The 25343-nt window shown below is 53.7% G+C and carries 18 protein-coding genes; 14 read left to right on the top strand and 4 right to left on the bottom strand.

Translation table 11 applies throughout. The features are described from left to right. Positions 1 to 13: 13 nt before the first annotated feature. The 3 genes from ACFQ88_RS34290 to ACFQ88_RS34280 are packed head-to-tail and all read left to right on the top strand — an operon-like array spanning position 14 to position 4947. Positions 14 to 2269: an FAD-dependent oxidoreductase gene (locus ACFQ88_RS34290; protein ID WP_379461715.1), complete on the top strand. Its 2256-nt coding sequence runs from the start codon at positions 14 to 16 to the stop codon at positions 2267 to 2269. After that, positions 2269 to 3579, top strand: a complete 1311-nt coding sequence (locus ACFQ88_RS34285; RefSeq protein ID WP_239635571.1) for an ABC transporter substrate-binding protein — start codon at positions 2269 to 2271, stop codon at positions 3577 to 3579. Before ACFQ88_RS34290 ends, ACFQ88_RS34285 begins: the two co-directional genes overlap by 1 nt. A gap of 24 nt (positions 3580 to 3603) precedes the next feature. Then, positions 3604 to 4947: an SGNH/GDSL hydrolase family protein gene (locus ACFQ88_RS34280; RefSeq protein WP_379461713.1), complete on the top strand. Its 1344-nt coding sequence runs from the start codon at positions 3604 to 3606 to the stop codon at positions 4945 to 4947. Positions 4948 to 5032: 85 nt separating this feature from the next. On the opposite strand, the gene ACFQ88_RS34275 is transcribed toward ACFQ88_RS34280, so the two are convergent. Continuing rightward, positions 5033 to 5632, bottom strand: coding sequence for an ANTAR domain-containing response regulator (locus tag ACFQ88_RS34275; protein WP_379461711.1), 600 nt, complete (start codon positions 5630 to 5632; stop codon positions 5033 to 5035). A gap of 364 nt (positions 5633 to 5996) precedes the next feature. Between ACFQ88_RS34275 and speB the strand changes: the two genes are divergently transcribed. The 8 genes from speB (at position 5997) to ACFQ88_RS34235 (ending at position 16237) form a co-directional block, all read left to right on the top strand. Next, complete coding sequence (gene speB, locus ACFQ88_RS34270; RefSeq protein WP_239635570.1) at positions 5997 to 6977, top strand: agmatinase; 981 nt, start codon at positions 5997 to 5999, stop codon at positions 6975 to 6977. A gap of 17 nt (positions 6978 to 6994) precedes the next feature. Beyond that, positions 6995 to 8632: an ABC transporter substrate-binding protein gene (locus ACFQ88_RS34265; protein WP_379461709.1), complete on the top strand. Its 1638-nt coding sequence runs from the start codon at positions 6995 to 6997 to the stop codon at positions 8630 to 8632. Positions 8633 to 8655: 23 nt separating this feature from the next. After that, complete coding sequence (locus tag ACFQ88_RS34260) at positions 8656 to 9627, top strand: ABC transporter ATP-binding protein (protein ID WP_239629909.1); 972 nt, start codon at positions 8656 to 8658, stop codon at positions 9625 to 9627. Positions 9628 to 9658: 31 nt separating this feature from the next. Beyond that, entirely contained in the window at positions 9659 to 10696 is a 1038-nt protein-coding gene (locus tag ACFQ88_RS34255; protein ID WP_379461707.1) for an ABC transporter ATP-binding protein, read from the top strand. Further along, a complete protein-coding gene (locus tag ACFQ88_RS34250; RefSeq protein ID WP_239629907.1) occupies positions 10689 to 11639 on the top strand; it encodes an ABC transporter permease in 951 nt (316 codons plus the stop codon). Before ACFQ88_RS34255 ends, ACFQ88_RS34250 begins: the two co-directional genes overlap by 8 nt. A 20-nt stretch (positions 11640 to 11659) precedes the next feature. After that, complete coding sequence (gene opp4C / locus ACFQ88_RS34245) at positions 11660 to 12592, top strand: oligopeptide ABC transporter permease (protein WP_379461705.1); 933 nt, start codon at positions 11660 to 11662, stop codon at positions 12590 to 12592. 74 nt (positions 12593 to 12666) lie between these two features. After that, positions 12667 to 13980 carry an MFS transporter gene (locus ACFQ88_RS34240; RefSeq protein WP_379461703.1) on the top strand — a complete coding sequence of 438 codons (1314 nt, stop codon included), beginning with the start codon at positions 12667 to 12669 and terminating at the stop codon, positions 13978 to 13980. A gap of 202 nt (positions 13981 to 14182) precedes the next feature. After that, entirely contained in the window at positions 14183 to 16237 is a 2055-nt protein-coding gene (locus ACFQ88_RS34235) for a molybdopterin-containing oxidoreductase family protein (RefSeq protein WP_379461701.1), read from the top strand. Between the two features lie 186 nt (positions 16238 to 16423). Here ACFQ88_RS34235 and ACFQ88_RS34230 read toward each other — a convergent pair whose 3' ends face one another. Further along, complete coding sequence (locus tag ACFQ88_RS34230) at positions 16424 to 17017, bottom strand: TetR/AcrR family transcriptional regulator (protein ID WP_379461699.1); 594 nt, start codon at positions 17015 to 17017, stop codon at positions 16424 to 16426. 241 nt (positions 17018 to 17258) lie between these two features. On the opposite strand from ACFQ88_RS34230, the gene ACFQ88_RS34225 reads away from it, so the two are divergent. Both ACFQ88_RS34225 and ACFQ88_RS34220 read left to right on the top strand, forming a co-directional pair. After that, positions 17259 to 18677 (top strand): MFS transporter, encoded by a 1419-nt coding sequence (locus ACFQ88_RS34225; RefSeq protein ID WP_379461697.1) that lies wholly within the window; start codon positions 17259 to 17261, stop codon positions 18675 to 18677. 161 nt (positions 18678 to 18838) lie between these two features. Continuing rightward, positions 18839 to 20029, top strand: a complete 1191-nt coding sequence (locus tag ACFQ88_RS34220; RefSeq protein WP_379461695.1) for an ABC transporter ATP-binding protein — start codon at positions 18839 to 18841, stop codon at positions 20027 to 20029. A 90-nt stretch (positions 20030 to 20119) separates the two neighbouring features. Here the strand turns inward: ACFQ88_RS34220 and ACFQ88_RS34215 are convergent, their stop codons facing one another. Continuing rightward, on the bottom strand, positions 20120 to 22252 hold the full coding sequence (locus ACFQ88_RS34215; protein WP_379461693.1) for a GMC family oxidoreductase: 2133 nt from the start codon (positions 22250 to 22252) through the stop codon (positions 20120 to 20122). Positions 22253 to 22489: 237 nt separating this feature from the next. On the opposite strand from ACFQ88_RS34215, the gene ACFQ88_RS34210 reads away from it, so the two are divergent. Next, positions 22490 to 23923, top strand: a complete 1434-nt coding sequence (locus ACFQ88_RS34210; protein WP_379461691.1) for an S-layer homology domain-containing protein — start codon at positions 22490 to 22492, stop codon at positions 23921 to 23923. 91 nt (positions 23924 to 24014) lie between these two features. Here the strand turns inward: ACFQ88_RS34210 and ACFQ88_RS34205 are convergent, their stop codons facing one another. Further along, positions 24015 to 25184 (bottom strand): ABC transporter substrate-binding protein, encoded by a 1170-nt coding sequence (locus tag ACFQ88_RS34205; protein WP_379461689.1) that lies wholly within the window; start codon positions 25182 to 25184, stop codon positions 24015 to 24017. Between the last annotated feature and the right edge of the window lie 159 nt (positions 25185 to 25343).

Here is a 25343-nt window from a genome sequence, read left to right as displayed (position 1 = left end):
TGGAGGGTTCGTTATGGAGCTAATCAAATCGGATGTAACCGTCGTCGGCGGCGGGATTGCCGGAATATGCGCCGCCATCGCCGCAGCCCGGCATGGATTGAAGGTATCGCTGATTAACGACCGGCCTGTGCTCGGAGGGAATGCAAGCAGCGAGGTCCGGGTTCATATCAACGGATCGACCTATTTGGGCAACAGTCCTTCTTACTATGCGAGGGAGGGCGGAATAGTAGAAGAGCTCAAGCTGAAGGTGTTTCATTATAATCCTTTCTATAACAAGAAGCTCATGCTCTCGATTTCGGATACGGTCCTGCTGGATATGGTCTACGCTGAGCCCGGCATCTCCCTGTTTCTGAACACATGCGTGCATGAAACGGGGATGGAGAACGATAGAATTCAATGGGTGGAAGGTCTTCAGCTTGCTTCCGAAAGAAAATTCCGCTTTGAGAGCCCTTATTTTATCGATTGCTCCGGCGACGGGATTGTCGGTTATCAGGCAGGGGCCCACTTCAGATGGGGAAGAGAAGCGCGGGAGGAGTTCCATGAAAGCTTGGCTCCCGAGGTGTCGGACCATTATGTGATGGGGGATACGATTCTTTTTCAAGCGAGGGACGCAGGATTTGCCGTTCCGTATAAGCGGCCCGAATTTGCGTATGATGTGACCAAGCTGAGCTTCTTCGAGAGCATCCGAAAAGGCTTGAACCATCGAGGTCTGCCTCGGAAAATAAACGGAATCGGCGGCTTGTGGTGGTTGGAATACGGCGGACATATCGATACCATCAAAGACAATGAAGACATCGCCCTGGAGCTTCGGAAGCTGGTATACGGGATTTGGGACTATATTAAGAACAGCGGCGAATTTGACGATGTGGACAATCTTATTCTTGATTACGTATGCCCGATTCCGGGGAAGCGGGAGTCCAGAAGGTTTATCGGCGATTATATGCTGACGCAGAACGACCTCGCGAATAAGCCTGCTTTCGAGGATGCCGTTGCCGTAGGGGGATGGGCGATGGATCTTCACGCCGCCAAAGGCATATATGACGAGGGGCCGGCTACGGCGTGGAACTTTGTCCCGGGCTTATACAATATCCCTTTCCGCAGTCTGTATTCCAGGAACATTCCCAATCTCCTGTTCGCAGGGCGTAATATGAGCGCTACCCACGTCGCCTTCGGATCAACAAGGGTTATGGCTACCTGCGGTTGTATGGGGCAGGCGGTTGGGGCGGCGGCTTCTCTTTGCAGCAAATACGGAGTAGACCCGGCTGCGTTAGTACATGAGCATATGCCGGAGCTGCAGGCGATGCTGCTCCGGGACGGACAAACGATCGTCGGGCTCAGGGAAACGTTGGACCCTTATTTTGCAGACGGGGTATCGATCCGCGCTTCGTCACAGCGCAGCTACAGCAATGAGCTGCCATCCGAGGCGGTACAGCTGGAAAGAGGACTTTGTCTGGTATTGCCGATAGGTACGAACGAAGCGGAAAGCGTGCGAATCAAGATCAGGAACGGCTCCGCGCATACGGAGACACTGCAGGTAAAGCTTATGGGCGGGGAACGAAAAGAAACCTACATCCCGGATTACGAGATCAAAAGCTGCAACGTGGAAATAGCCGGAGGTCACGATGGCTGGATAACGCTGAGCCTCGGGTGCAAGAAGCCCGCGGATGATAAAGTATATATCGTATTGGAAGAAAACCCTGTTCTTTCCGTTTATTGCAATGAGGAAAGGATTACAGGCGCTGTCAGCTTCCATTATCGTCCTGAAGAGCCGGGCAAACTGAAGCGGTTCAATCGAAGCATTTGCTTTAAGGACCTGCTGCCTGTCCAACCTATGTATGATCCTGGAAATGTGCTGAATGGCTACTCGAGGCCACATGGAGTTCCGAATGTCTGGGCTTCCGATCGAACGGAAGGGCAAGCATGGCTGGAAATGTCTTTTGCGGCGCCTAGAGATCTGGACGAAATCCATCTGGTGTTCAATTCAAGGCTCGATTTGGAGCATTTTGACGGTCCTATCGAGACCTTAATCAGGGATTATGATGTGATTTTGACTCTGGAGGACAACAGCGAGGAACGAGTTGAGGTAAAGGGAAATTATCTCACTTTAAATAAACATAAGGTAAATGCCAGGAGGGTCACCCGTATCCGGCTTCTGTTCAGAGCTACCCACGGATCGCCCTACTTCGAAGTGTTTGCCGTCAAGTTGTTTGCTCCTTCGGTTGGAATTGAACAGAAGACTAATTTCTTATGGAAGAAGGGATCTGTGTGATGCGAAACGGATCGGCCATAATGACTGCCGTGCTGGTAGGAACGATTCTTTCGGGGTGCGCTTCTGGCGGAGGAGCATCCGAGGGAAAGGGAGCTCCGGTTAAAGCGGAGGAAGATGCCAAAATCGATTTGCAGACGCCGGTAGAGCTGGTATTTTACGATGAGCAGAATATGTCCGAGGATATGTTCAACGAACGTTTCGCTAAGCCGATAAAGAACAAATTCCCTAACGTAAGCTTTAAGGTAATTAAGCCGGGCAAAGGGACTTACATTAGCGAGATTGCGGCCAGCGGCACGCTTCCGGATCTATACTATACTACGGCTTGGAGCTTCCCGCTGCAGATTGATGGCGGCCTGATTATGAATTTGGAGGATGCGGTCAAAAAAGACAAGATCGACTTGAACGGATATCAGCCGACGCTGATCGATACGATCAAGGCATTTAGCCCGAAGGGAGAATTGTATGCGCTTCCCTATTCGAACTATGCCTCGGTGCTCTATTATAACAAGGATATATTCGACAGGCTGGCCGTGCCCTATCCGAAAGACGGAATGACGTACGAGGATGCCATCGCGTTGGGCAAACAATTAACGAGAACGGAAGGGGGAGTCCGGTATACCGGCTTTTTCCCGGGAAATTACAGCTTCACGTACGCCCTCTTCAAGTCGGGCTTTGTCGATGTGGCAAACAAGAAAGCAAGCTTCAACAATCAAGAAATGAGACAGACATTGGAACTGCTGAAAAGCGGATTCAGCACGCAGGGAATCGAATATATGGATTACACCAGTGCTCTGAATCTGTTTTATAAAGAGAAGACGCTGGCGATGATTCCGTATCATTTCGAGCTGGGGCGTCTGGAAGGAATAGTTAAGTCGGGCGAAGCCTTCAACTGGGATTTCGTGCAAGCCCCGACCTTGAACGGTTTCAATCGCAGCGGCGCGCCCAGTCTGCTCTCGGTTTCATCGCAAACGAAGCATTCCGCGCTTGTCTTTAAGATCATTTCGTATTTATCGGCTTCAACCGAGTATCAGACGTTTTTGGCTAGTAAGGGTGTACTCCCCGTCATTAAAAACGATGAAATTATGAAATCGTTCGGAAGCAGTCTCGACTATTTGAAGGGCAAGCATATCGAGGCCATCTTCATGACGAAGCCGCAATCGATGGTGAAATCCACCCAATTCGATCGTGTGCCGGATAAATACCTCACGCAAGCCCTTAAGGATGTCGTCACCGGAGTAACCGATATCAATACCGCATTAAATAAGGCGGAAGAGCAGGCGAATAAGGATCTGTTACCGCAATTCAAGTAGGCTTAACGTGGAGGGGGTATGGAGATGAATTCCAAAGATTATGCAAAATCCACCGGTGTTGATTTCGCACGAGGTATCGACCTTCGGGATATGGGGGAAGTGACGCAAGACTACGGCTTCATGCTGCCTGAATACGATAACCCGAGGGAGCTGCATAGGAGAGAAGGTCTTCCCCATGTCCTCGACCGGTTGGAGCAAGGCCAAGACGTTAAGGTTGGATATATCGGGGGAAGCATCACATTACAGCAAGGCTGGCGCCCGCGTACAACCGCATGGCTGAAATCCCGGTTTCCGAAGGCCGATATTGTGGAGATCAATGCAGCGATTAACGGTACGGGAGCTGACTTTGGAGCGGCTCGTATCGAGCAGCATTTATTGGCCCACAACCCCGACTTGATCTTCGTGGAGTTTGCGGTAAACGGCGGAAGCGAACAAGATATTGAAGGCATGGTAAGGAAGATCTGGAGGAACAATCCGAGTACCGATATTTGTTTTGTGTACACGCTGAAGAGCGATCAAATACCGTCTTACAGCCCGCAATCGGAGCCCTCCTTTCCCTCCAGCATAAAGGCTTTTGAAACGGTTGGCGAATATTATGGGATACCCGGCATTTTTTTGGGATACGTAGTGGGAGACTTGTATGCCCGGGATAAGCTGGTGCCCAAGGCGGCAGAATGGATCGATCGTGAAGGGCGGGCGGCTTTTTCGAAAGATGGCGTGCACCCGGTTGGAATCGGCGATCAGCTGTATGCAGGGACGGTCGCTCGATGCATAATGAAAATGCTTGAGAGCAAGAAAAATCCGGCCCCTCGCGTATTGAAGGCCCCGTTGTTCGCTACTAACTGGGAAAGAGCCACAATGAAGGAGGCGGCCGAATTCAGCGGGAGCCTGGAGGTCTTAGATACACGTGCTGATGATTTTAGCGCTAAATTTCCTTATACCGGCTATAATCTGGAAACCATCAAGACTATATACCCGCGGCTTGTAAAGCTGGCCGTGCCAGGTGACACTATTACCGTTAAGTTCAAAGGGACGATACTTGGGATAGCTGACGCAGGCGGCCCGTTCTCCGGTCAGCTCCGTGTTACGGTCGATTCCCATTTGCCCATACTGATTAATCGATTCACTGTCCATAGCGCAAACCTGAGGCATCAGTATTTTTATTTGCCTGAGATGGAGGATGCGGAGCACACCGTTACCTTCACGTTGATGCCGGAAGCATCGGATAAGCGCCATATGTTACTAAATAAAGCAGATTATGATCAAAACCCCGAAGCCTATGAGGGGAATGAGGTGTACCTTGGCCAAATGCTTGTCGTTGGCGAGTTTTTGTTGTTAAAGGGAAATAAAGAGGCAAGAGATAAATAAACCCGACCTGTATTTTAGGCCGGGTTGGGGTCGCCACGAGCATCGCGCGTCCTGACTTTCCGATGTCAGTTTACCCGAATGACGCTTACTGCGTGTAGTCATATTTCTTTGGCTTGGAGGAGGAGGCTTTGACTAACAGGCTGTTCGTGCTGAGGACCGCTTGGGCGATGTCGACCAGCTTTTTCCTCTCGTTCATGGCCTGGGTCCGCATCATCTCATAGGCTGTAGTCTCGCTGATGTTATTAATCTTGCTGAGCATGATTTTGGCGTCGTCCACGAGCTTCTTCTCCTGAAATTTGGTGGCGAGAAATTGGTATTCGCGCTCCAGATGCAGCCGGCGCTGATGGTTTTTGACGCCCAGCAGCAGCGACCATTGAAGCTCGTTGTCGTTCATGCCGCAGCACAGGACTCCGTCCACTTTGTCATGGGGGGCTGCCGTGGCCGGTTTTCTTTCCTCGCACCACCAGAGGAGCGGAAGAGAGAAGCGGGAGTTAACCTCGTGCAGCCACTGCTTGAGCCGACAGGCGGGCACATCCAGCACCAGGATGTCGAATCTGCGCTGCTGCAGCGTAGGGAGGGTTTCGGCGGGAATGGAGGCAACCCAATAATTCAGCTCCTTCAGTCTTACATCGACTCGGCATTTGGTTGTCGGAATGTCGTGAATGTGCAAAATCCGGGTTTTCATCCTGTCATCACCTCGAAATGATATTGGAAAGTTGAGACTACAACAGAGCAAACCAACAAACGATAAGTGAGATATATGTTAATTATCCGTTAGTAGTCTTTGAAAAGTCAATATTAATGTAATATATATGTTAGTATATATGACGAATTAGAAGATTAATTATGAATATTTAAAAATATATGTCAATATAGTTGACATATATGCTATCGATTCGCTATAATGAGACTCATCAAACAACTGCATAGTACGAAACCATCGATCCGATGGTTTGTATAGGCAAAGAGGCCGTTGCATAAGACAACGGCCTCTTTGTGCTGTTTGCAGACTAAAAAGACACAGGGGAGTGGGAGTGGGAGTTATGAAGATGTATCGTCCGCAAATTGAAATGGGAAAGCCTTTATTTTCAGGAATTCACACGTTCATGCATTTGCCGCATGTCCAGACGTTAGAGAATGTCGACTTCGCCGTAGTAGGGGTGCCGTTCGACACGGGAGTAAGCTATGCTGTCGGTGCACGTTTCGGACCTTCGGCCATTCGCACGATGTCGCAGCGCATACGGCCGATATCGCCCGTCCATCAGATCGATATTTCCGAATATTTGTCCGGCATCGACTATGGCGACTTAGCGGTGCATCCCGGCTATATCGAACAATCGTATCAAGCGATTGAGGAGCAGCTGACGCCGATCTTCGAAGCGGGCATCGTGCCGATCATGCTGGGCGGCGACCATTCCATCTCGCTCCCGCATTTGAGGGCGGCTGCGAAGAAGCACGGACCGGTTTGCCTCGTCCACTTCGACTCGCATTCGGACACCGGCCGTTCCAAATTCCCCGAGCGCATGTGGTCGCACGGCGCCGTGTTCAGCTATGCGGTGGACGAAGGGTTGATCGATGCGGAGCATTCGATTCAGATGGGGATGAGAGGAAGCAGCTACAAGCCGAACAATTTGAGCGATGCGCGGGAAATGGGCTTCGAGGTGCTGACGACCGACGATGTCCGCGACCTGACGATTCCGCAATTATGCGAAAAGATCAAGAGCAGGGTCGGGGACAGACCGGTGTTTCTGACCTTCGATATCGACTTCCTCGATCCGGTGTATGCTCCGGGTACGGGGACGCCGGAGGTCGGAGGCTTCACCACCTACGAGGCGCAAAAAATGCTGCGGGGGCTGGCAGGGCTCAACTTTATAGGCTTCGATCTGGTGGAGGTGCTGCCGGACCGCGACGCCAATAACATTACGGCGCTCAATGCGGCGAATATCGCTTTCGAATTTGTTTGCCTGCTGGCCGTCAAACGCCGGATGGACAGCGTGTCCCCGGGCGTAGACGCCGTATCCGTAGGCTAGAAAAGGAGAATGAGTCGATGAAGAAAACACACAAGACATGGGGACTTATCTCGCTCGCCGTATTGATGCTTGCAGGCTGTACCAAGCCCTCCTCCACGAATCAGGGGGCACAAGCGGCCCCTGACGGTGCAGCCGCTGCGAAGAGCAGCCAATTGACGGTTGGAATTACGAATCCGCCGTTGATGTTCAATCCTATTGATGCTGACGGCAGCGGATCGAGCGGAGCCGTATTCACTTACAGATACTTTTTCGACTCATTGGTCAAGACGGTCGGGCCGTTGGATTTTAAAATGGCGCTGGCCGAATCGTTCACTACCGACGATAACCAGACGTTCAAAATTGCCATCCAGGAAAACGCCAGCTGGACGGACGGCAAGCCGATCACGGCACACGACGTCGAATTTACGATTAACCTCATTGCCAATCCGAAGACGATTACGACACTGCGTTCCGCGATATTCGCGCTCGACGGATTAAACGAGAAAGGGATGCTTCCGGCAGGGACGGAGAAGCTTTCGTCCATCAAGGTTATCGACGACAAGCATTTGGAGCTCAAAACCGCCAAGCCGGTCGATCCGAACTTGATCTATGAGCGGTTCAGCGACTTGCTGATCGTACCGAAGCATATTTTGGAAAGCACCGATCCCTCCCAGCTGAACCAGAACCCGTTTTGGCGCAATCCGAACGTGACGTCGGGCCCTTATAAATTCGTCAAATACGAGAACAAGTCGTACGTCGAGCTGGCGGCGAATGAATCGTACTACCGGGGCGCTCCCAAGATCGCCAAGGTGTTCGTCAAAATTATGCCGGCCGCCAACATGGTCGCGCAGCTTCAGTCCGGCGAGCTGGATATGAATGCGGCGCAAGGGACCGGCAACATTCCGGCGTCCGAATGGAAAACGGTCAAGTCGTTCCCGAACCTCCGGACGGAGGAGGAGAAGACAAGGCGTTATAATTCGGTCGAGATCAACATGGAACGCTTCCCTGACAAGAAGGTGCGGCAGGCGCTTGCCTACGCCATTGACCGCCAAATGATCGTCGACCAGCTGATGCCGGGTGCCGGAGAGCTGCAGGACGGCCCTTACTCCACCTCGCACCCGTATTACGACAAGAATGTGAAGAAATACGCGTACGATCCTGAAAAAGCGAAGCAAATGCTGAAGGAAGCGGGCTTCGATATGAATAAATCGATCGAGCTCATCGTGCCGACCGGGGACAAAACCCGGGAAATGGCAGGCAATATTATTCAACAAAACCTCCAAGCCATCGGGCTGAAGGTAAAGCAGGTGAATTTCGATTTCCCGACGACAGTGTCGCGACTGGTCAAAGGCGACTTCGATTTGGCGCTAAGCAGCTTCGGCAGCATCATGGATCCCGACGGGCCCGCCAACATCTACCGCTCCACCGCCGCATTGAACGACATGCGGTACAAGAGCAAAACCATCGACGATTTGTTCAACCGGGGTATGAACGAGACGGATAAGACGAAACGGTTCGCCATTTATTCCGAGCTGCAAAATACGATTCAAGAGGATGTGCCGTTGATCACGGTTTATTCCGAATACAATCTGATTGCCATCTCCAAGTCGGTGGAAGGCAAAGGCGGCGTAGTGGACGGAATGCATTATGACGTTAATCAGTGGTACCGCAAATAATACGGGGAAGCCGGGGTGAGGCCATGAATACTCTGTTGGAAGTGCACAGACTACAAACGGCGTTTCGCACGGAGGCCGGAGAAGTGACATCGGTCGACGATGTCAGCTTCTCGCTCGGACAGGGAGAGACGCTCGGCATTGTAGGAGAGTCGGGCTGCGGCAAAAGCGTCACCTCCCTGTCGATATTGAGACTGCTGGGACGCAACGGCTATATCAAGAGCGGGTCGATCCTGTTTCAAGGCAGCGATCTGGCGGCCATGACCGATCAAGAGCTCGGCGCATTGCGGGGCAAAGACATCGCCATGATCTTCCAGGACCCGATGTCGTCGCTCAATCCCGTGTTTACGATCGGCAACCAGCTTACGGAGTCGATACGGATTCATCTCAAGCTCGGGAGCAAAGAGGCGTGGTCGTATGCCGTCGGACTGCTGAAGGCGGTCGGCTTCCCGAGAGCGGAGGAAGTGATGCACCAATATCCGCATACGGTATCCGGGGGCATGAAGCAGCGTATTATGATCGCCATGGCGCTTGCCTGCAAGCCGAAGCTGCTGATTGCCGATGAGCCTACGACGGCGCTCGACGTAACGATTCAAGCGCAGATTTTGGAGCTGATGAAACGGATCCGCCAAGAGTCCAATACGTCGATCATTTTGATCTCCCACGATTTGGGGGTTGTAGCCGAAATGGCGGACCGGATCATCGTCATGTATGCGGGGCAGGTAGTGGAGGAAGCCGAGGTGTTCGAGCTGTTCGAGCGGCCGATGCATCCGTATACCGCCGGATTAATGGCATCCATCCCGCATCTCGAGCTGGAGGAAGAGGAACTGCAGTCCATACCGGGTGCGGTTCCTTCCCTGCTCGACATGCCTGCAGGCTGCCGTTATCAGGAACGATGCCCGTTGGCGGCGGAGCAGTGCAAGCAAATGCCGCCGCTCCGCGAGGTCAGCATAGGTCACAAAGTCAAATGCTGGTTTGCAGGCGCCGAGCCTGCGTGAGAAGACAATAGACCCGATGGAGGCGATGACGATGCTCATAGCGGAAAAGGATGAAATAGTTCGGCAAGAGCCTCTGTTGCAATTGCGGGGCGTCAAAAAATATTACCCGATCAAGCGGGGCGTGTTCTCCCGAACGGTCGGCCATATCAAAGCGGTGGACGGCATCGATCTGGACGTCTACCCCGGAGAAACCGTCGGACTCGTAGGAGAGTCCGGGTGCGGCAAATCGACGCTGGGCCGGAGCATCATCAAGCTGGAGGAGCTGTCCGAAGGAAGCGTCCTGTTTCAAGGGACAGATCTCGCTCCGCTCAATATGCCCCAGATGCGCAGGCTTCGCTCGGATTTGCAGATGATTTTCCAGGATCCGTATTCGTCGTTGAATCCGAGAAAGCGCATCGTAGAGCTGTTGACGGAGCCGCTCAAGACGCTGTCCGGACTGGGCGAGGCCGAAGCGCTCAGGCAAGCGTGCGAGCTGATGGATCTGGTCGGGCTGTCGCCCCAAAGCTTGGGCAAATATCCGCATGAATTTTCCGGCGGACAGCGCCAGCGCATCGGGATTGCCCGTGCGGTAGGATTAAGGCCGAAGCTTATCGTATGCGACGAGCCGGTATCCGCGCTGGACGTCTCGATTCAGGCGCAAATCTTGAATTTGATGAAGGAGCTGCAAAAGCAATTCCGACTGACCTATTTGTTCATCGGACATGGACTCGGTGCCGTGAAATACGTAAGCGACCGGATTGCCGTCATGTACCTGGGTAAAATCGTGGAAATCGCTCCGAAGGCGCGCATTTTCTCTGCGCCGAAGCATCCTTATACTAGAGCGCTGCTGGATGCTTACCCGGCGCCCAATCCGGCGCTGAGAAACGCCCGCCGCATCGTACTCGAAGGCGATGTCCCGAGTCCGGCTGCACCGCCTTCCGGCTGCAGATTCCATACCCGCTGTCCTGTCGCGCAGCCGAAGTGCAAAGAGCAGGAGCCTCCTCTATCGGGCGGCGAGCATCGCGTCGCCTGTCATTTTCCGCTGGGGGAAGAGATAGCGGTTCGGACGGGAGGGGCGGCGTATGCTTAATTATGTTATCCGGCGTCTGTTGATCGCCATTCCGGTGCTCTTCGGCGTTACGTTCCTGAACTTTGTCATCATCAACCTGGCCCCGGGCGATCCTGTAGATATGTATGTCAATCCCGACGTGTCCGAGGCGGATAAGGCCATACGCCGGGAAGCGCTCGGCCTGAACGACCCATTCATGATCCGGTACGTGAAGTGGCTGATCAATCTGGCCCACGGCGACCTGGGCCACTCCTTCAGCTCCTTTCAGCCGGTGGTCCAGATGATATCGGAACGGTTGGGAGCCACTCTCCTCCTGATGGGCACTTCCATCGTGTTCGGTTATTTGATCTCCATCCCTATAGGCGTTTACTGTGCAGTGAAAGCCAACTCCAAATTCGATTATTTCATGTCGGCAAACTCGTTTCTATGCGTGTCCATCCCCAGCTTTTTCCTCGGGCTCGGATTAATCTATGTGTTCGGCGTTCAGCTCGGGATTCTTCCGACCGGCGGAATGAGCACGGTAGGAGGAGACGGGGGCATAGGGGATGCCGTGCTTCATCTGGTGCTCCCGACGATCACCCTGGGAACCTCGATAGCCGGCGGAATGGTACGGTACGTCCGCTCGAGTGTAATGGAAGTGCTCGGCCAAGACTACCTGCGTACGGCGAGAGCGAAAGGGGTCAAGGAATTTTTCGTAGTGAATAAGCATGCGTTGAAGAATGCCCTCATCCCTGTCATTACAATAGCTGGACTCGATATTCCGATTTTGATCGGAGGCGCCGTCATTACGGAGAGCATATTCCAATGGAACGGGATGGGACAGCTGACGATTCAAGCTATATTATCACGGGATTTTCCGCTGCTGATGGGGATTAACATGCTGGCGGCTTTGACGGTGCTGTGCGCCAATTTGTGGTCGGATGTAATGTATGCCGTCGTAGATCCGCGGATTAAATACAATTAAGTTGATGGGAGGAGTCACGTATGTCTTCAATGGAAATGCAAAAGGAATTGACTGCAGCGGAAGCTCTGCCTTCTATTCTGAACAGCCGCACGCCTCCGTTTGTTTCCGACAGCTACGCCAAATTGATCGCCCGGCGATTTATGAAGCATAAAATGGCGGTGGTCGGTCTGGCTGCGCTCGCTATGCTGATCCTGGTGGGGATTTTCGCGCCGCTGCTCGCCCCCTACAATCCGAATGCCATCGGCAAAGCCTTCTCGGCCGCGCCTTCCGCCGAGCATTGGCTTGGCACGGATCAGGTAGGGCGCGATGTGCTTAGCCGTCTGATCTACGCCACCCGCGTATCGTTGGCCGTCGGCATAGTGACGGTAGCCATTTATGTCGTCATCGGCACGGTGATCGGAGCCGTCGCAGGGTATATGGGCGGCTGGATCGATATGGTGATCAACAGGGTCATCGATGTCGTCATGTCGTTTCCTACGCTAATGGTTATACTTGTTTTGGTGACTGTACTTGGCACGGGGTTATCGAATATTATAATAGTATTGGCTTTGCTCGGCTGGCCTCCGGTAGCGAGACTGGTCCGGGGGAGCGTGCTAACGTTACGGCAAACGGAATTCGTTAAGGCGGGCATTACGCTAGGCTTCAGCACGCCCAGGCTTATTTTCGGCCATATTTTACCGAACGCATTGGGTCCGATTCTTGTGAATGCGACGTTCGGAGCGGCTGCAGCGATTTTATCCGAGTCTTCCTTAAGCTTCCTCGGAATGGGAGTTCAGCCTCCTACCGCCAGCTGGGGGAACATGCTGAATGCGGCCCAATCGATCACGGCACTGACAAGCCAGCCATGGCTTTGGATTCCTCCGGGCTTGATCATTATTGTTTCGGTGCTGTCGATCAATTTCATCGGTGACGGCATAAGGGATGCTATGGATCCGAAAAAAATCAGCGCATGACGCGAAGAGGAGCGTGACTTCGCTCATCGTCTTGCGGCGGCGATTTATTTTATGAAGATAATGGTGGGAATGCGATGAGTTGGAGACAAATACCGGCATCGATGATGTCTTTATTCAAAAGCCTCCCTAGGGATGCTTTGTTTTTCTTAATGGCCAGCTTCGTCAATGCTACGGGCAAAGCGGTCATGTGGCCGCTCACGACGCTGTATGTCCATAACGTAATGGGCAAGTCGTACGGGGAAGCGGGGCTGATCGTCCTGTACCAAGCGCTGTGCAGCGTATTGGGAGAGTTCGCCGGCGGCAACTTGTATTACCGCATCGGCCCGAAGGCGATGATTTCCGGATCCTTCGCCGTCTCTTCGCTCTGCTTGTTCGCCATCGCCGGAACCGACAGCTGGCCGCTCTACATTGCGCTCGTCTGTCTGCTCGGCTTCACGAACGGCATCTCGATGCCTTCGATGAACGCTTATGTCGGATTCCGCTGGAAAGAGCACCGGCGGAGGCTGTACAACGTCATGTACGTCTGCAACAACTTCGGCTTATCCATCGGCGCCATGGTCGGGGGGCTTCTCGCTTCGATCTCGTTCTCGCTGACGTATATGCTTACGGGCACGACGACGCTGCTGTTCGCTGTGTTTCTGTTCTTTTTCATGAAAGAGCGGGCCGTTTCTGCTGCGGAAGACTCCGGGGAGGGGCATACGGATGGGGACGAGAACAAGGCGGGTCTAGCGGACAAAGCCGGCAAAGGCATGGCACCTGTTCACCTGGACCGATCCCAGCTGCTTCGCAATGTGAAGCTGTACCTGTTTCTTTCGATCGGCTCGCTGTTCTTCTGGCTGTCGTTCACCCAGTGGTCGACCGGGGTCGCCCCGTATATTGAAGAGCAGGGAATGGATCTGAAATTTTACAGCCTGCTCTGGACGGTCAACGGGCTTGTTATTTTGTTCGGCCAGCCTTTGACGGGATGGATTAAGAGAAGGTTCGCGCAAACGATCGTACGGCAAATGCTGGTGAGTGCATTGTTCTCGGTGTCGGCGTTTTCGTTTATTTTATTTTTCCACGAGCTGTATGTGTATCTCGTTATCGGGATGATTTTGGCTACGCTGGGGGAAATGATGCTGCTGCCCGCCATACCGACCTTCTTCTCGGAGAGAACCGGAGTCCACGCGCCTTTCTATATGGGGCTGGCCGGGGGCTTCGCGAATGTCGGCAGAATGATCGGACCGCTTATGTTCGGCCATGCTTTCGATCTGTGGGGGATCGGTTCCGTGTTTTTCCTGGGGACGCTCGCATCCCTCGCGGCGCTAGTCATGTTCTACATCCATGCCAATATGAACAAAGACCCCGATCCGGAGCCGGAGTTGAAGCTGCGGACGTTGGCTCAGTAGCTTTTTGGGATGATAACAGAAATAGACCGTTTCTTCTCAGGTAGGGGAGGGCGGTCTATTTATTTTTAAGCGGAGACGGTAAAAATCCTTCTGAGTAAAGACGGCAAGGCGGCCTGCTTTACTATTCGGCCTTTTTCTGCTTAAACTGATAGATAGGAGTTTTGAATTGCTTTTCATTATCGCAACGGAAAGGGGCTGCATCATGAGTTCTGCCATCGACCGCCCGACAGGCGTATTTCCATCCGTATGTTCTCTGGATTGCCCGGATCAATGCGGTTTGCTTGTTCACAAAGTGGACGGCCGCATTGTCAAAATAGAAGGAGACCCGGCGCATCCGGTTACCCAAGGCGCCATCTGCAACAAGGTCCGCAATATGGCGGAGCGCATTTACGATCCGAAGCGGCTTCAATATCCGCTCAAGCGCGTTGGGGCAAAAGGCGAAAACCGCTTCGAGCGCATCACCTGGGACGAAGCGATCGATACGATTACATCCCGTTGGAAGCAGGTCATAGAAGAAGAGGGCGCGGAGGCGATTCTCCCGTACAGCTTCTACGGAAATATGGGCCGCATCGGCACCGAAGGGATGGACCGGCGCTTTTTCCACCGGATGGGCGCGAGCCGTCTGCTGTACACAATATGCCAGGCGGCGGGGACGGAAGGCTACCACTATACGATGGGTTCGAGCGTCGGAACCGATCCGGAGGATACGGTTCATGCGAAGCTGTTCATCATGTGGGGGATCAACACGGTCAGCACGAATATGCACCAGGTGGTGCTGGCCGAGAAGGCCCGTAAGAACGGCGCGCAAATCGTCGTCATCGACGTGCACAAAAATCAGACCGGCCGCTGGGCGGACTGGTTCATTCCGATCTTGCCCGGCACGGATGCGGCGCTGGCTCTAGGCATCATGCATATTCTGTTCGCGGAGCAAATGGCGGACGAAGCGTTCCTGCGCGAGTACACCGTCGGACACGAGGAGCTTCGCCGGCATGTGAAGCAGTACGACCCTGCCACGGTATCCGCGATTACGGGAGTACCGGCGGAAGACATCGTGAAGCTGGCCCGGCTGTATGGGCAGACTTCTCCGTCCTTTATCCGGATCGGCAACGGACCGCAGCATCACGATAACGGAGGCATGTGCATCCGGACGATTTCCTGTCTTCCGGCGCTGACCGGCCAATGGCTCGTCAAAGGCGGCGGCGCCATCAAGGGCAACGGCTCGGCGCTTGACCATAACGCGGCTGCGCTTCAGCGGCCGGATTTGCTGCCGAAGAGCACGCGCCGTATCAATATGAACCTGCTCGGCAGCGCTCTTCTGGAGCTGGAGCCGCCGGTCCGTTCGCTGTACGTGTACAACTCCAATCCTGCGGTGGTTGCCCCTGAGGCCAACAAAGTCCGGCGCGGGCTGGAGCGGGACGATTTGTTCACCGTCGTTCACGACCTGTTCCTGACCGAAACGGCGCTATACGCCGACATCGTGCTGCCTGCCACGTCTTCGTTCGAGAACACGGATTTTTACCGTTCATACTGGCATCATTATGTGCAGATTCAGGAGCCGGTCATAGAGCCGTACGGAGAGAGCAAGTCCAATGTGGAGGTGTTCCGTCTGCTTGCGCAAGCGATGGGGTATGAGGAGCAGGCGCTGCGGGATACGGAGGAGGACTTGATCCGGCAGGCCTTGAGCTATCCGGCCAACCCGAATATTGCGGGAATCACGTATGAAGCGCTGACGGAGAAGCAGTTTATGAAAGCCGACGTCAAGCCGCTGTTTCCCGGGAAATTGCGCACGCCGAGCGGGAAGATCGAGCTGTACTCCAAGACGATGGAGAGAAAAGGGTTTCCTCCGCTTCCGACGTACACTCCATTGTGCGAGGACGAGGCATTGCCGTTCTTGTTCATTCCGGCGCCGAATCACAATTTCTTAAACTCTACGTTTTCGAACAACGAGAAGCATGTTCGTATGGAAAAGTCGCCGAAGCTGCATATGAATACGGCGGATGCTTCGCCTCTCGGAATCCGCACCGGAGATTGCGTGCGGGTATGGAACGGGCGCGGCGAATGCGAGCTGATCGCTTCGGTCGGCGAGGATGTGCTTCCGGGCGTCGTTGTCAGCCAAGGGCTCTGGGCCGATGCTCCGGGCAGCAAACGGCTGGTCAACGCGCTTACGCCGGACCGGGTAGCGGATATGGGAGGCGGGGCGACCTTTTTTTCCGGACGGGTACAGGTGGAGAAAGCGAGTCCCGTCCTGGATTCTTGATGAAAATGGAAAGGCATCTATCCTTTGCGGGATGGATGCCTTTTTTTGCTCTCAGCTCAGGAGTGAGCGGTCTGCTAGTGCACTTGGCAGCTGGCCATGAATGTCACGGTCGCGGTCTCAGTCGCAGTCGCAGTCGAAGTCGAAGTCGAAGGAGGCGATGGCTTTATTTTTGTGCTAAAAGGGAGATTACTTAAGCAAACTCAGCGTCGTTTCTATAGTGTTTGCAACGAAGGTCCGGTCCGGCTGGGATTTCAGCATGACGGTAAGCCCGATTAACGAGACGACCAGCGTTTGCGCCAATGCTTTGGCATTCGCAGCCGGCTCCAGCTCGCCTGAGCGGACTCCGCGCTCGATGGTTTCCTGGAACAAAGCGCTTAAATACATCTGATGCTCTCTCGTGAGCACCTCGAACTTCACGTCATGGGGCGCAAGCTCCACCATGGTATTGATGCAGAAGCATCCGCGACTGCCTTGATTGTCTCCGTCCTTACCGTATCCTTCCGATACGATATCTTCAAACACGCCGCGAATGGCTTCCTTTGCGGACGGCCGGTTGTGCAGCTTGGTCCGTATCGAGGAAGTGTGTCGATGCGTATAGGCTCGCAGCGCCGCTTCGAACAGCTCTCTTTTATCCCCGAAGGCTGCGTACAAGCTGGGGCGCTGGATCCCCATTCTGCTTGTCAAATCGCTCAACGAAGTCGCTTCGTAGCCTTTCTCCCAAAATTGCTCCATTGCCGCAGCCAAAGCAGTCTCTTTATCAAATTCCCGCTGTCTGACCATAACAGTCCCCTTTTCATATCGATCGGTATAAAATAAATATAAAATGCTTCCTTCCGTTTGTCAAATTGGTATTGGTTGCGATAGCTTGTCGTTTATCCGCAACAGAGAGTTTCCGATCCATAATCTGAAATTCGGTACTTGATGTTCTCTTGACAGTTATTCGTGAGTAGGAGTACTATGAATTCAATCTTTAAGTACCGAACGGTACAAAATGATCTTTAGTGAAAATGGAGGTGTGTCGATGAAGGAGGATTTGAAAACAGCTCCGGCAGGAAAGGCAATGAATGTCAATTGTACAGAAGGTGCGGAGGGTACACCAAGGGCAGGAGGCGCACATGGTAAACGCGATGCCACTGATTTATGGAGCGCGAGTCATTCGAGGGAGACGGATGCGGCCGCTGATGAAATAAGCATCAGCGAACCCGCGGCTCTCCAAGCAAAAGCAGCATCGCATGCGCCTGATCAAGCAGCAGCTGCGTCCATACCGCGTTCAACAGCTTTGCTGTTCGCCGTCGCCTGCGGCCTTGCTGTCGCGAATATTTATTATGCGCATCCGCTGCTCGATACGCTCGCGGATGAATTCGGCATCGCTCCATCCTCCCTCGGAGCGGTTATTACCGTAACGCAGCTGTGCTACGCATCCGGACTGCTGTTGCTTGTACCGCTCGGGGATCTATGGAACAGACGGCGGCTGATTCCCGGGCAAATGCTGCTATCTGTGCTGGCTCTGGTAGCGGTCGGCACGGCGACGAATCGTATCGCGTTGTTTGCAGCTTTGGCCTGCGTCGGGCTGTTGGCCGTCGTGACGCAAACCATCGTGGCGTTTGCAGCCGCTTCGGCGGCTCCAAGCGAGCGAGGACGTACCGTCGGCCTGGTGACGAGCGGGGTCGTCATTGGTATCCTGCTTGCCCGGACGGTCGCTGGGACATTGACGGATCTTGCCGGCTGGCGCTCGGTATATCTCGTTTCCGCCGCGTTGACACTTGCGGCTGCAGTGGTTTTGTATCGCGTCATGCCCAGCGATACACAGGAGAAAACGTCAGTCCCTTACCCGCAGCTGATCCTCTCGGTAGTAATGTTATTCATGCAGGAGCGGGTTTTGCGCATAAGAGCTGTGCTGGCTTTTTTTATTTTTTCCGTATTCAGCATCTTCTGGAGTTCGTTGGTGCTGCCTCTCAGTGCTCCTCCTTTGTCCTTATCGCATACCGCTATCGGGGCTTTCGGGCTTGCCGGGGTAGCGGGAGCGATGGCGGCTGTCCGGGCTGGACGGCTGGCGGATCGGGGGCTGGGCCAATGGACAACCGGCATATCGTTGGCTTTGCTTCTGGGATCATGGCTGCTGATCCAGTATGCCGTCCAGTCGCTGGTTGTATTGGCTTTGGGAGTTGTGATCCTGGATCTGGCCGTCCAAGCCGTCCATGTTACCAACCAGAGCATGATCTATGCCGTTCGCCCGGAAGCCCGCAGCCGTCTTACCGGAGGCTATATGATCTTCTATTCGATCGGCAGCGCCGCCGGTTCGATCGCATCGACCGGTATGTACGCCTACGCCGGCTGGAAGGGAGTCTGCCTGCTCGGAGCCTCCGTCAGCGCTGCCGGCCTGCTGTACTGGCTGATGACTCTTCGCTCCGCCCGAGGCGGGGCAAAGGAATCCCGTTAATAAGCAAGAGCACGGCTCCGGCGGCTGTGCTCTTTTTCGTCTTTACAAAACCTTTAACTGGAATTTGATGAAGGAATTCTCTTTTTCCATTACCATATAGGGATGTATTGAAATTGCGCGTCGCGGCATCAGCCAGAGCAGACGAAGGGGAGGCAGGAATGTTGGCAGGAGTAAGACTGCATCATATATACAAGCGGTATGGCAAAAGCAAGCAAACTATCGTTAACGATTTCCATTTGGACATAAAGGAAGGGGAATTCCTCGTGCTGGTCGGTCCTTCCGGCTGCGGCAAATCGACCACACTAAGAATGATCGCCGGGCTGGAGGATATTACGGAGGGCGAATTGTATGTCGGAGACAGGCTGATCAACGATCTTCAGCCCAAGGACAGGGATATGGCGATGGTGTTTCAAAATTACGCGTTGTACCCGAATATGACCGTATTCGAGAATATTGCCTTTGCGCTTCGACTTCGCAAGCAGCCTAAGCATGCCATCGAGCTCATGGTGAAGAAGGCGGCCCAGGCTCTGGAGCTGGAGCCGTACTTGAACCGCAAGCCGAGAATGCTCTCCGGCGGGCAAAGGCAGCGGACAGCGCTGGGACGGGCTATGGTCCGGGAGCCCAAAGTGTTCCTGATGGACGAGCCGCTGTCCAATCTCGATGCGAAGCTGCGCGTGCAGATGCGAAGCGAGATTTTACGAATTCATAAACAGTTGAAGGTGACCACCATTTATGTGACTCACGATCAAGTTGAGGCGATGACGATGGGGGATCGGATCGTCGTAATGAAGGACGGGGTGATCCAGCAGGCGGACACACCGGAGAACATCTATGCTCTGCCGAACAACCGGTTCGTAGCCAGCTTCATCGGTTCCCCTCCGATGAATTTCATCGAGGGCCGATTGGAAACGGCACCGGACGGCTCGCTGACGTTTCATACATCCCGATTCGCATGGAGCATTCCCGAAGTGCAGGCGCGTATGCTCCAGCATCATCGCCAAGGCCACCGTCTTGTCCAAATCGGGCTGCGTCCCGAGCATCTCATTTTCAGCCCGGCTTCACAAAAGGGAGCGGAGCGGAGTTCAGCGGTGCAGGCCATCCCGGGCACTTATCAATTCAGCGAGCTGATGGGAGCCGACCGGTATTTGCACATCGACATCGGGCAAAGCCGGATGCTGGTCGCCAGAACCTTACCGGAGCATATGCCGCGAGAGGACGAGCCTATTGTTTTGTACGCGGATATGTCGCATGCGCTGTATTTTCATCCGGATACCGGCGAGAGATGGCGGATGGATGAGGAAGTGATCCGGCAACAAAAAGCCTCCGATCAAGCGGTGCTTGTTGAAGGCTAGACTCGGGATTTGTTTATAAAAGCTAATCACGACTGACGCATCAGGGCTGTGCTGCATTATAGTCACAAAAAGCAGATAGATTTGTTCTCGCTAAGCTTGTTTCACCAGGTTTTCTGCCGTGCGGAAAGCCAAGGAAAGAATAGTCAGCACCGGGTTAACCCCGCCATTGGTCACATGCACGGAGCCGTCGCTTACCCAGAGATTATCGTATCCGTGTACACGGCCATAAGGGTCGGTGACGGAGGTTGAAGGGTCGCTGCCCATGCGCAGTGTCCCTGCTTGATGCTGCCCGCCGCTGAGTCCGCCGCCCGGCCGAGTTCGCCAAACCCGGCGTGCCCCTGCAGCCCAGAGCCAGGTCTCCGCTTGCTCCCCTAGCATGGCTGCAGCTCGAAGGGATTCGGGATGCACCTTTCCCGACAGCTGGGCCACGGGGATTCCGAAACGGTCTTTGACCGTCGGGGAGAGCCGCACTCGGGACTCGGGGGTCGGGATATCCTGGATCGGCCCCTGAACATGGCTAGTGCGCAAGTAGCTCTCGCGCATGATTTCTTTGCCTGCCATTCCCCAGCGAGCGGCATCCGGCTCAAGCGCACGATTCCAGTGAATAAGCGGCAGCCGCGTGAACTCGTTGGCAAGCATCCCGCCGCCGATAATCCCGCCGCCGTTACCATGTGCGAAGCGGCAGGTAGCAATGCTCACTCCAGGCCCGAGACCGTCCTGAACCGGATCATCGAAGAGACCATAGGCACCGGTATAGACGTGCCCCTGAAGGTTTCTTCCTACTTGGCAGTTTCGATTGCCTATTCCGTATGGTTCTGCATCGCTTGCAGAATGGAGGAGCAGGCGCGCGCTTTCGATAGCTCCGGCTGCAATCACCACGTGCTCTGCGTGCACTTGTCTACGCCGGATTGTGCCGGACACCTCCGTCACCAGGCGAACCCCGGTGGCGTGCTTCCCTGATTCGGTGTCGATGTACTCCACCATGGTGTCGCATAGGAGGTCACAGTTGCCGGATTCGATGGCCCTCAACAGCATGGTATTGTGACCGCCGTTCTTGCTATCGGTCGGACAAGCAAATCCGACACATTGGCCGCATCGTCCACAGGCTGGACGGCCGTTACGTTCGACCGAGTTGATGAGAAGAGGAACAGGTCCCGCATCCCATCCCAATTTTGCCGCCGCTTGAGCCAAGCGCTCTGCTTCCAGTGTCCTCGGTATCGCCGGCATTGGATAAGGGAGCCGCCGGTTCCCGCGTCCAGGGTGAGCGCTGCCGTCACCAGAAACGCCGACCTCCCACTCCGCCCGTTCATAATAAGGTTCGAGTTCATCGTAGCTGATCGGCCAATCACTGAGTGAGCTGCCTTCCGGAATCCCATAACGAGTAGCCATACGAAAGTCATCCGAATGAAATCGCCACGCTTGCGCCCCGTAAATGCGTGTACCTCCGCCCACCGTCATCGCGTTATTATGATAGTCTCCTTCAAATGGTGCTGTAATCCGCTCGTCTCCGTTGGCCAGAAGAATCGTGCGAGGATGGCCTTCCAACGCCGGTCCTGTGTTATGACCGTATTTGCTAAAGCGATGATTGCGCGCATGATCGCGGCCTATTTCATTGTATTGCAGCCAGCTCCCGCGCTCGACGACAAGCACTTGAAGCCCGGATTCGGCCAGTACCGCCGCCGCTACCGAGCCTCCCGCACCTGCCCCCACAATGATAGCATCGTACCGGTCACGGAGTTGATTGAAGTTCTGCTGCTGCAGATCGGTTTCCATGACAGGCTCATGGGGACCGGAGACGGGGCCAGGCCGAAAACCGATCATGCTCCACGATGTACCCTCGCGGTTCCCTCCAGCATCCGGACTTCCATAGTAACCTTCAACAACCAAGCTCAATAGAGTGGTGAAAAAAAGCTTCTGCGAAACGGGAAAATCACGCAAACGATCATGCTCCAAGTCACGTAACAATTCGTCCTGCTTGTTCTCCGAAAGCTTCGTAAATGGCTGAAGATATAAAGCGCTTGCATTTGCGTCCATTGCGCGAAGTCCCGGTACGATCAAATCCAACCAGGTTGCGCGATCCTCGCCTGCGTGACGGTTCAGATATTCCAAGACCCCTCCATCGGCTGCCGATGGCCATGTGTCTTCCGGAATCATCCGATTGGCCACGGCCTCCAAAACAGGCAGCACCTCGTCTGAAATATACTTTTGATCTCCAGATTGCATCCATGTTCACCACCCAATGATATTTGGTGTACATAACTCGTTGAACTAACAGCTGCTTTAAATATAACAAATATGCTGCCGGATAAGGTAATCTAGTAATCTTTTTTTAGAAAAAAATTCATCATGAAGCATGAAGGCTTCTGCTCCATGACATTTATAAATCGGACCGACCCATGTCTGCTGCTGATTTCGAAAAGTATTAAAACGGGTTTCATTGCTTGGAGGGATTCACATTCAATGAGAAAAACGCCATTCCTGCTGTTAGCTGCTTTCGTTATCTGCTCCATGGCCGCTCATCCTGCCTTTGCCGCAAGCTTTACGGACGTACCGGAGACGAGTCCTTATCATACATATATAGAAGACTTAAAAGCGCTCGGAGTCACCGACGGTATTACACTGGGCCAATATGGGCCTGAACAAACGTTGACCCGCGCTCAATTCGCCAAATTCGCAGCATCCGCTTTCGGCCTGAAAGATCCAGGCGGAACAAGCGCTTTTTCCGATACCCGCGGTCACTGGGCAGAGACTTACATTCGTGCGGCCGCTCAGGCTGGGATCGTCGAAGGGACAGCAGCAGCCTCCTTCTCTCCGGATCAACCGGTTCGACGTGAAGAAGCCGCCTCTATGGTATGGAGATATGCAAAGAGTCGCGGCCTGACCGTGGGTCCGGAGGTCGCTTTCACCGACAAGCCCCAAGCTTGGGCACTGGAAGCAGTCCATTCCGTCATCGGCCACCGCTGGTTTGGCCCGGACGTCAGCCAGGACGCCGGCGTTTGGTCGTACAGGCCCCGCGATACGATGACCCGGCAGGAAATGGCGGCAATGCTCGATTTGGCGTTGAAAGAGATGTCTGCTGCGGTTACTGCAGACAGCGCACAGAAAAAGGCAACTTATGTATGGAATACAGGTAGCTTTCTGCAGAACCAATCCGAGGTGCTGCAGTATCTGAAGCAATATCAGATCAATCTCATATTTTTACAAGTGGACGTGGATGTTCCGACCGGACAATACGCCGATTTTATCCGGGAAGCGGGAAGGAACGGTATGGACGTTCATGCTATGGGCGGAGCGCCGAATTGGATCCTGCCCGACAACCAGGCGAAAATGTACAAAATGATCGATTGGGTGAAAACATACAATGCCGGTGTCAAACCCGATGCCCGTTTCAAGGGGATTCAGCTCGACATCGAGCCGTTCACCATGCCGATCTGGTCCCAACAAAGCGATGCGCTGCTTGGGAATTGGAGAGACACGATTAGCGGTTTTGTGCAGCAAACTAGAGCGGACTCCCCTGATTTGATCACCGGAGCGGCTCTGCCGAGCTGGCTCGAGCAATATAACGTGCCGGATGGGCAAGGCGGGCGAACCACGTTGTCTGAATGGATGATCCGCCAGTTGGACCAAACAACCTTGATGGCTTATCGCGATACGTCGGAGGACATCTTCTCCAGTATTATGACCGAGCTGGATCAAGCGGAACGGAACGGCAAATCCGTTATTATCGCCGTCGAGACGAATCCGAGCAGCGAAGGGCCCATCACCTTTTTCACTAAGGGACAAGCTGTTATGATGCAGGAGCTGGACAAGTTGACCAGCTTGCTTCACAAGCGTTCTTCCTTCTCAGGCTGGGCGATCCACGATTATGACAGCTGGATTCGATTGAAGAAATAGAGCTGGGGCATAACCGACGGCAGCTTAAGATACAACCCATGCGGCTGCGGCACGGATGCATATCTCGGCAGCCGCATGGTGATTACAACAGCTATTTCCTCTTCTCCGCCTCAATCGCTTTGTTCGCGGTTTCCTCGGCTTCTCTCATGACCGTATTCAAATCTTTATTGCCCAAAATATAATCCGGGACGAGGCTGACCAGCGGTTTTTCCCCTATGTTCTCAAAGGAGCCCTTGGCAGGCACGGCAGCGAAAGGATTGTAAAATACGGCGTTCCAGTTCAGCTTCTGGTCATAGCCGCTTCCCATCGCCTTCCGCACTTCCGGGTTTTTCAGCGGTGTAATAAAGCCGAGCTTCGCCCGCTCAAGCTGATATTCGTCGGAGCTCAAATATTTGATGACCTCCATCGCTTCCTCCTTATGCCGGCTCGTTTTCGCAAGAATCGCATAGGTGGGAATAGGCTGCGCTCCTACATTCGGAAGTTCTTTGTATGTCGGTGAGGATACGATGTCGAAATTGATACCCTTCATATTCGCGTCGGTCGCAAGCTCCGAAAAGTACACGTAGGTGGCCAGATTTCTTTTTTTGGTGAACTCGTCTTTGCCCGGCATTTTGTTTTTGTTCTCTCTCACGTAGTTTTGAAAGCCGGGATCCTGGGCTTCGCCTTTGAACACCGACTCCATCACGATCTTCCATTTCTCGTTGTTCAAGGTCGATTTGCCTTCTTTGGGGTCTACGTAAGGAAGGGAGAAGTTGTTCATCAGCGTCATATGCCCCGTGTTGCCGACAAGCCCCAAATATTGCGTCCCGTCTTCGAGCTTGTTCAGAGGCCGGGTCAAGTCCGCCAATTCGTTCCATGTCATGCCGTCTTTCGGGTAGGGCACGCCGAACTTATCGTAAATATCTTTGTTGTAAAAAGTGACTAACGACAGCATGCTGATGGGCAATCCCCAAATTTGGCCTCCCGCCATCGATTTCATGGCGTCAATCGTGACCGGCTCGAAGCGGTTCAGATCAATATTATGCTTCTTGATTAAATCGCTGATGTCGTATTGAATGCCTGGTGTAATGACCCCATCGATGATCCCGGTGTGGGCTTCAATCGTAATGTCGATAGCCGTACCCGCCGTAATGAGCTCGGAAGCCGTCGTTCCGGCCGTCCGTTGAATATACTGGAACTTCCAGTTCGGAAATTTCTTTTGCAGGAATTGCGTGTAAGCGTTATTAAAATAATCCGGAGCATTGCCGCCGCTCGACGTCAATATTAGCTCTACCGGAGCGTTGAAATCTACCGTCTGAGACTGCTCTTTTACATCGGTTGCCGGTTGCCCGCTGCATCCGGACAGTAAGTAGGCAAAGATAATGAAAGCTGCTGCGGTTCCCGTCCATCTTCTATTAATAATAATCCAACCTCCTTAAAT

This window comes from Paenibacillus sp. NPDC056579 (assembly GCF_042793215.1).
Lineage (GTDB): Bacteria > Bacillota > Bacilli > Paenibacillales > NBRC-103111 > Paenibacillus_S.
Note: the sequence above shows the minus strand (reverse complement) of the source record. Positions and strands in the feature narration are given on the sequence as shown.

Excerpts from the sequence above, each read along its gene's own strand:
- ACFQ88_RS34280 (WP_379461713.1), top strand. The coding sequence starts at position 3,604 with ATGAATTCCAAAGATTATGCAAAATCCACCGGTGTTGATTTCGCACGA.
- ACFQ88_RS34290 (WP_379461715.1), top strand. The coding sequence starts at position 14 with ATGGAGCTAATCAAATCGGATGTAACCGTCGTCGGCGGCGGGATTGCC.
- ACFQ88_RS34215 (WP_379461693.1), bottom strand. The coding sequence starts at position 22,252 with ATGCAATCTGGAGATCAAAAGTATATTTCAGACGAGGTGCTGCCTGTT.
- ACFQ88_RS34265 (WP_379461709.1), top strand. The coding sequence starts at position 6,995 with ATGAAGAAAACACACAAGACATGGGGACTTATCTCGCTCGCCGTATTG.
- ACFQ88_RS34240 (WP_379461703.1), top strand. The coding sequence starts at position 12,667 with ATGAGTTGGAGACAAATACCGGCATCGATGATGTCTTTATTCAAAAGC.
- ACFQ88_RS34285 (WP_239635571.1), top strand. The coding sequence starts at position 2,269 with ATGCGAAACGGATCGGCCATAATGACTGCCGTGCTGGTAGGAACGATT.
- ACFQ88_RS34210 (WP_379461691.1), top strand. The coding sequence starts at position 22,490 with ATGAGAAAAACGCCATTCCTGCTGTTAGCTGCTTTCGTTATCTGCTCC.
- speB (WP_239635570.1), top strand. The coding sequence starts at position 5,997 with ATGTATCGTCCGCAAATTGAAATGGGAAAGCCTTTATTTTCAGGAATT.
- ACFQ88_RS34255 (WP_379461707.1), top strand. The coding sequence starts at position 9,659 with ATGCTCATAGCGGAAAAGGATGAAATAGTTCGGCAAGAGCCTCTGTTG.
- ACFQ88_RS34260 (WP_239629909.1), top strand. The coding sequence starts at position 8,656 with ATGAATACTCTGTTGGAAGTGCACAGACTACAAACGGCGTTTCGCACG.
- ACFQ88_RS34225 (WP_379461697.1), top strand. The coding sequence starts at position 17,259 with ATGAAGGAGGATTTGAAAACAGCTCCGGCAGGAAAGGCAATGAATGTC.
- ACFQ88_RS34250 (WP_239629907.1), top strand. The coding sequence starts at position 10,689 with ATGCTTAATTATGTTATCCGGCGTCTGTTGATCGCCATTCCGGTGCTC.
- ACFQ88_RS34275 (WP_379461711.1), bottom strand. The coding sequence starts at position 5,632 with ATGAAAACCCGGATTTTGCACATTCACGACATTCCGACAACCAAATGC.
- opp4C (WP_379461705.1), top strand. The coding sequence starts at position 11,660 with ATGTCTTCAATGGAAATGCAAAAGGAATTGACTGCAGCGGAAGCTCTG.
- ACFQ88_RS34235 (WP_379461701.1), top strand. The coding sequence starts at position 14,183 with ATGAGTTCTGCCATCGACCGCCCGACAGGCGTATTTCCATCCGTATGT.
- ACFQ88_RS34230 (WP_379461699.1), bottom strand. The coding sequence starts at position 17,017 with ATGGTCAGACAGCGGGAATTTGATAAAGAGACTGCTTTGGCTGCGGCA.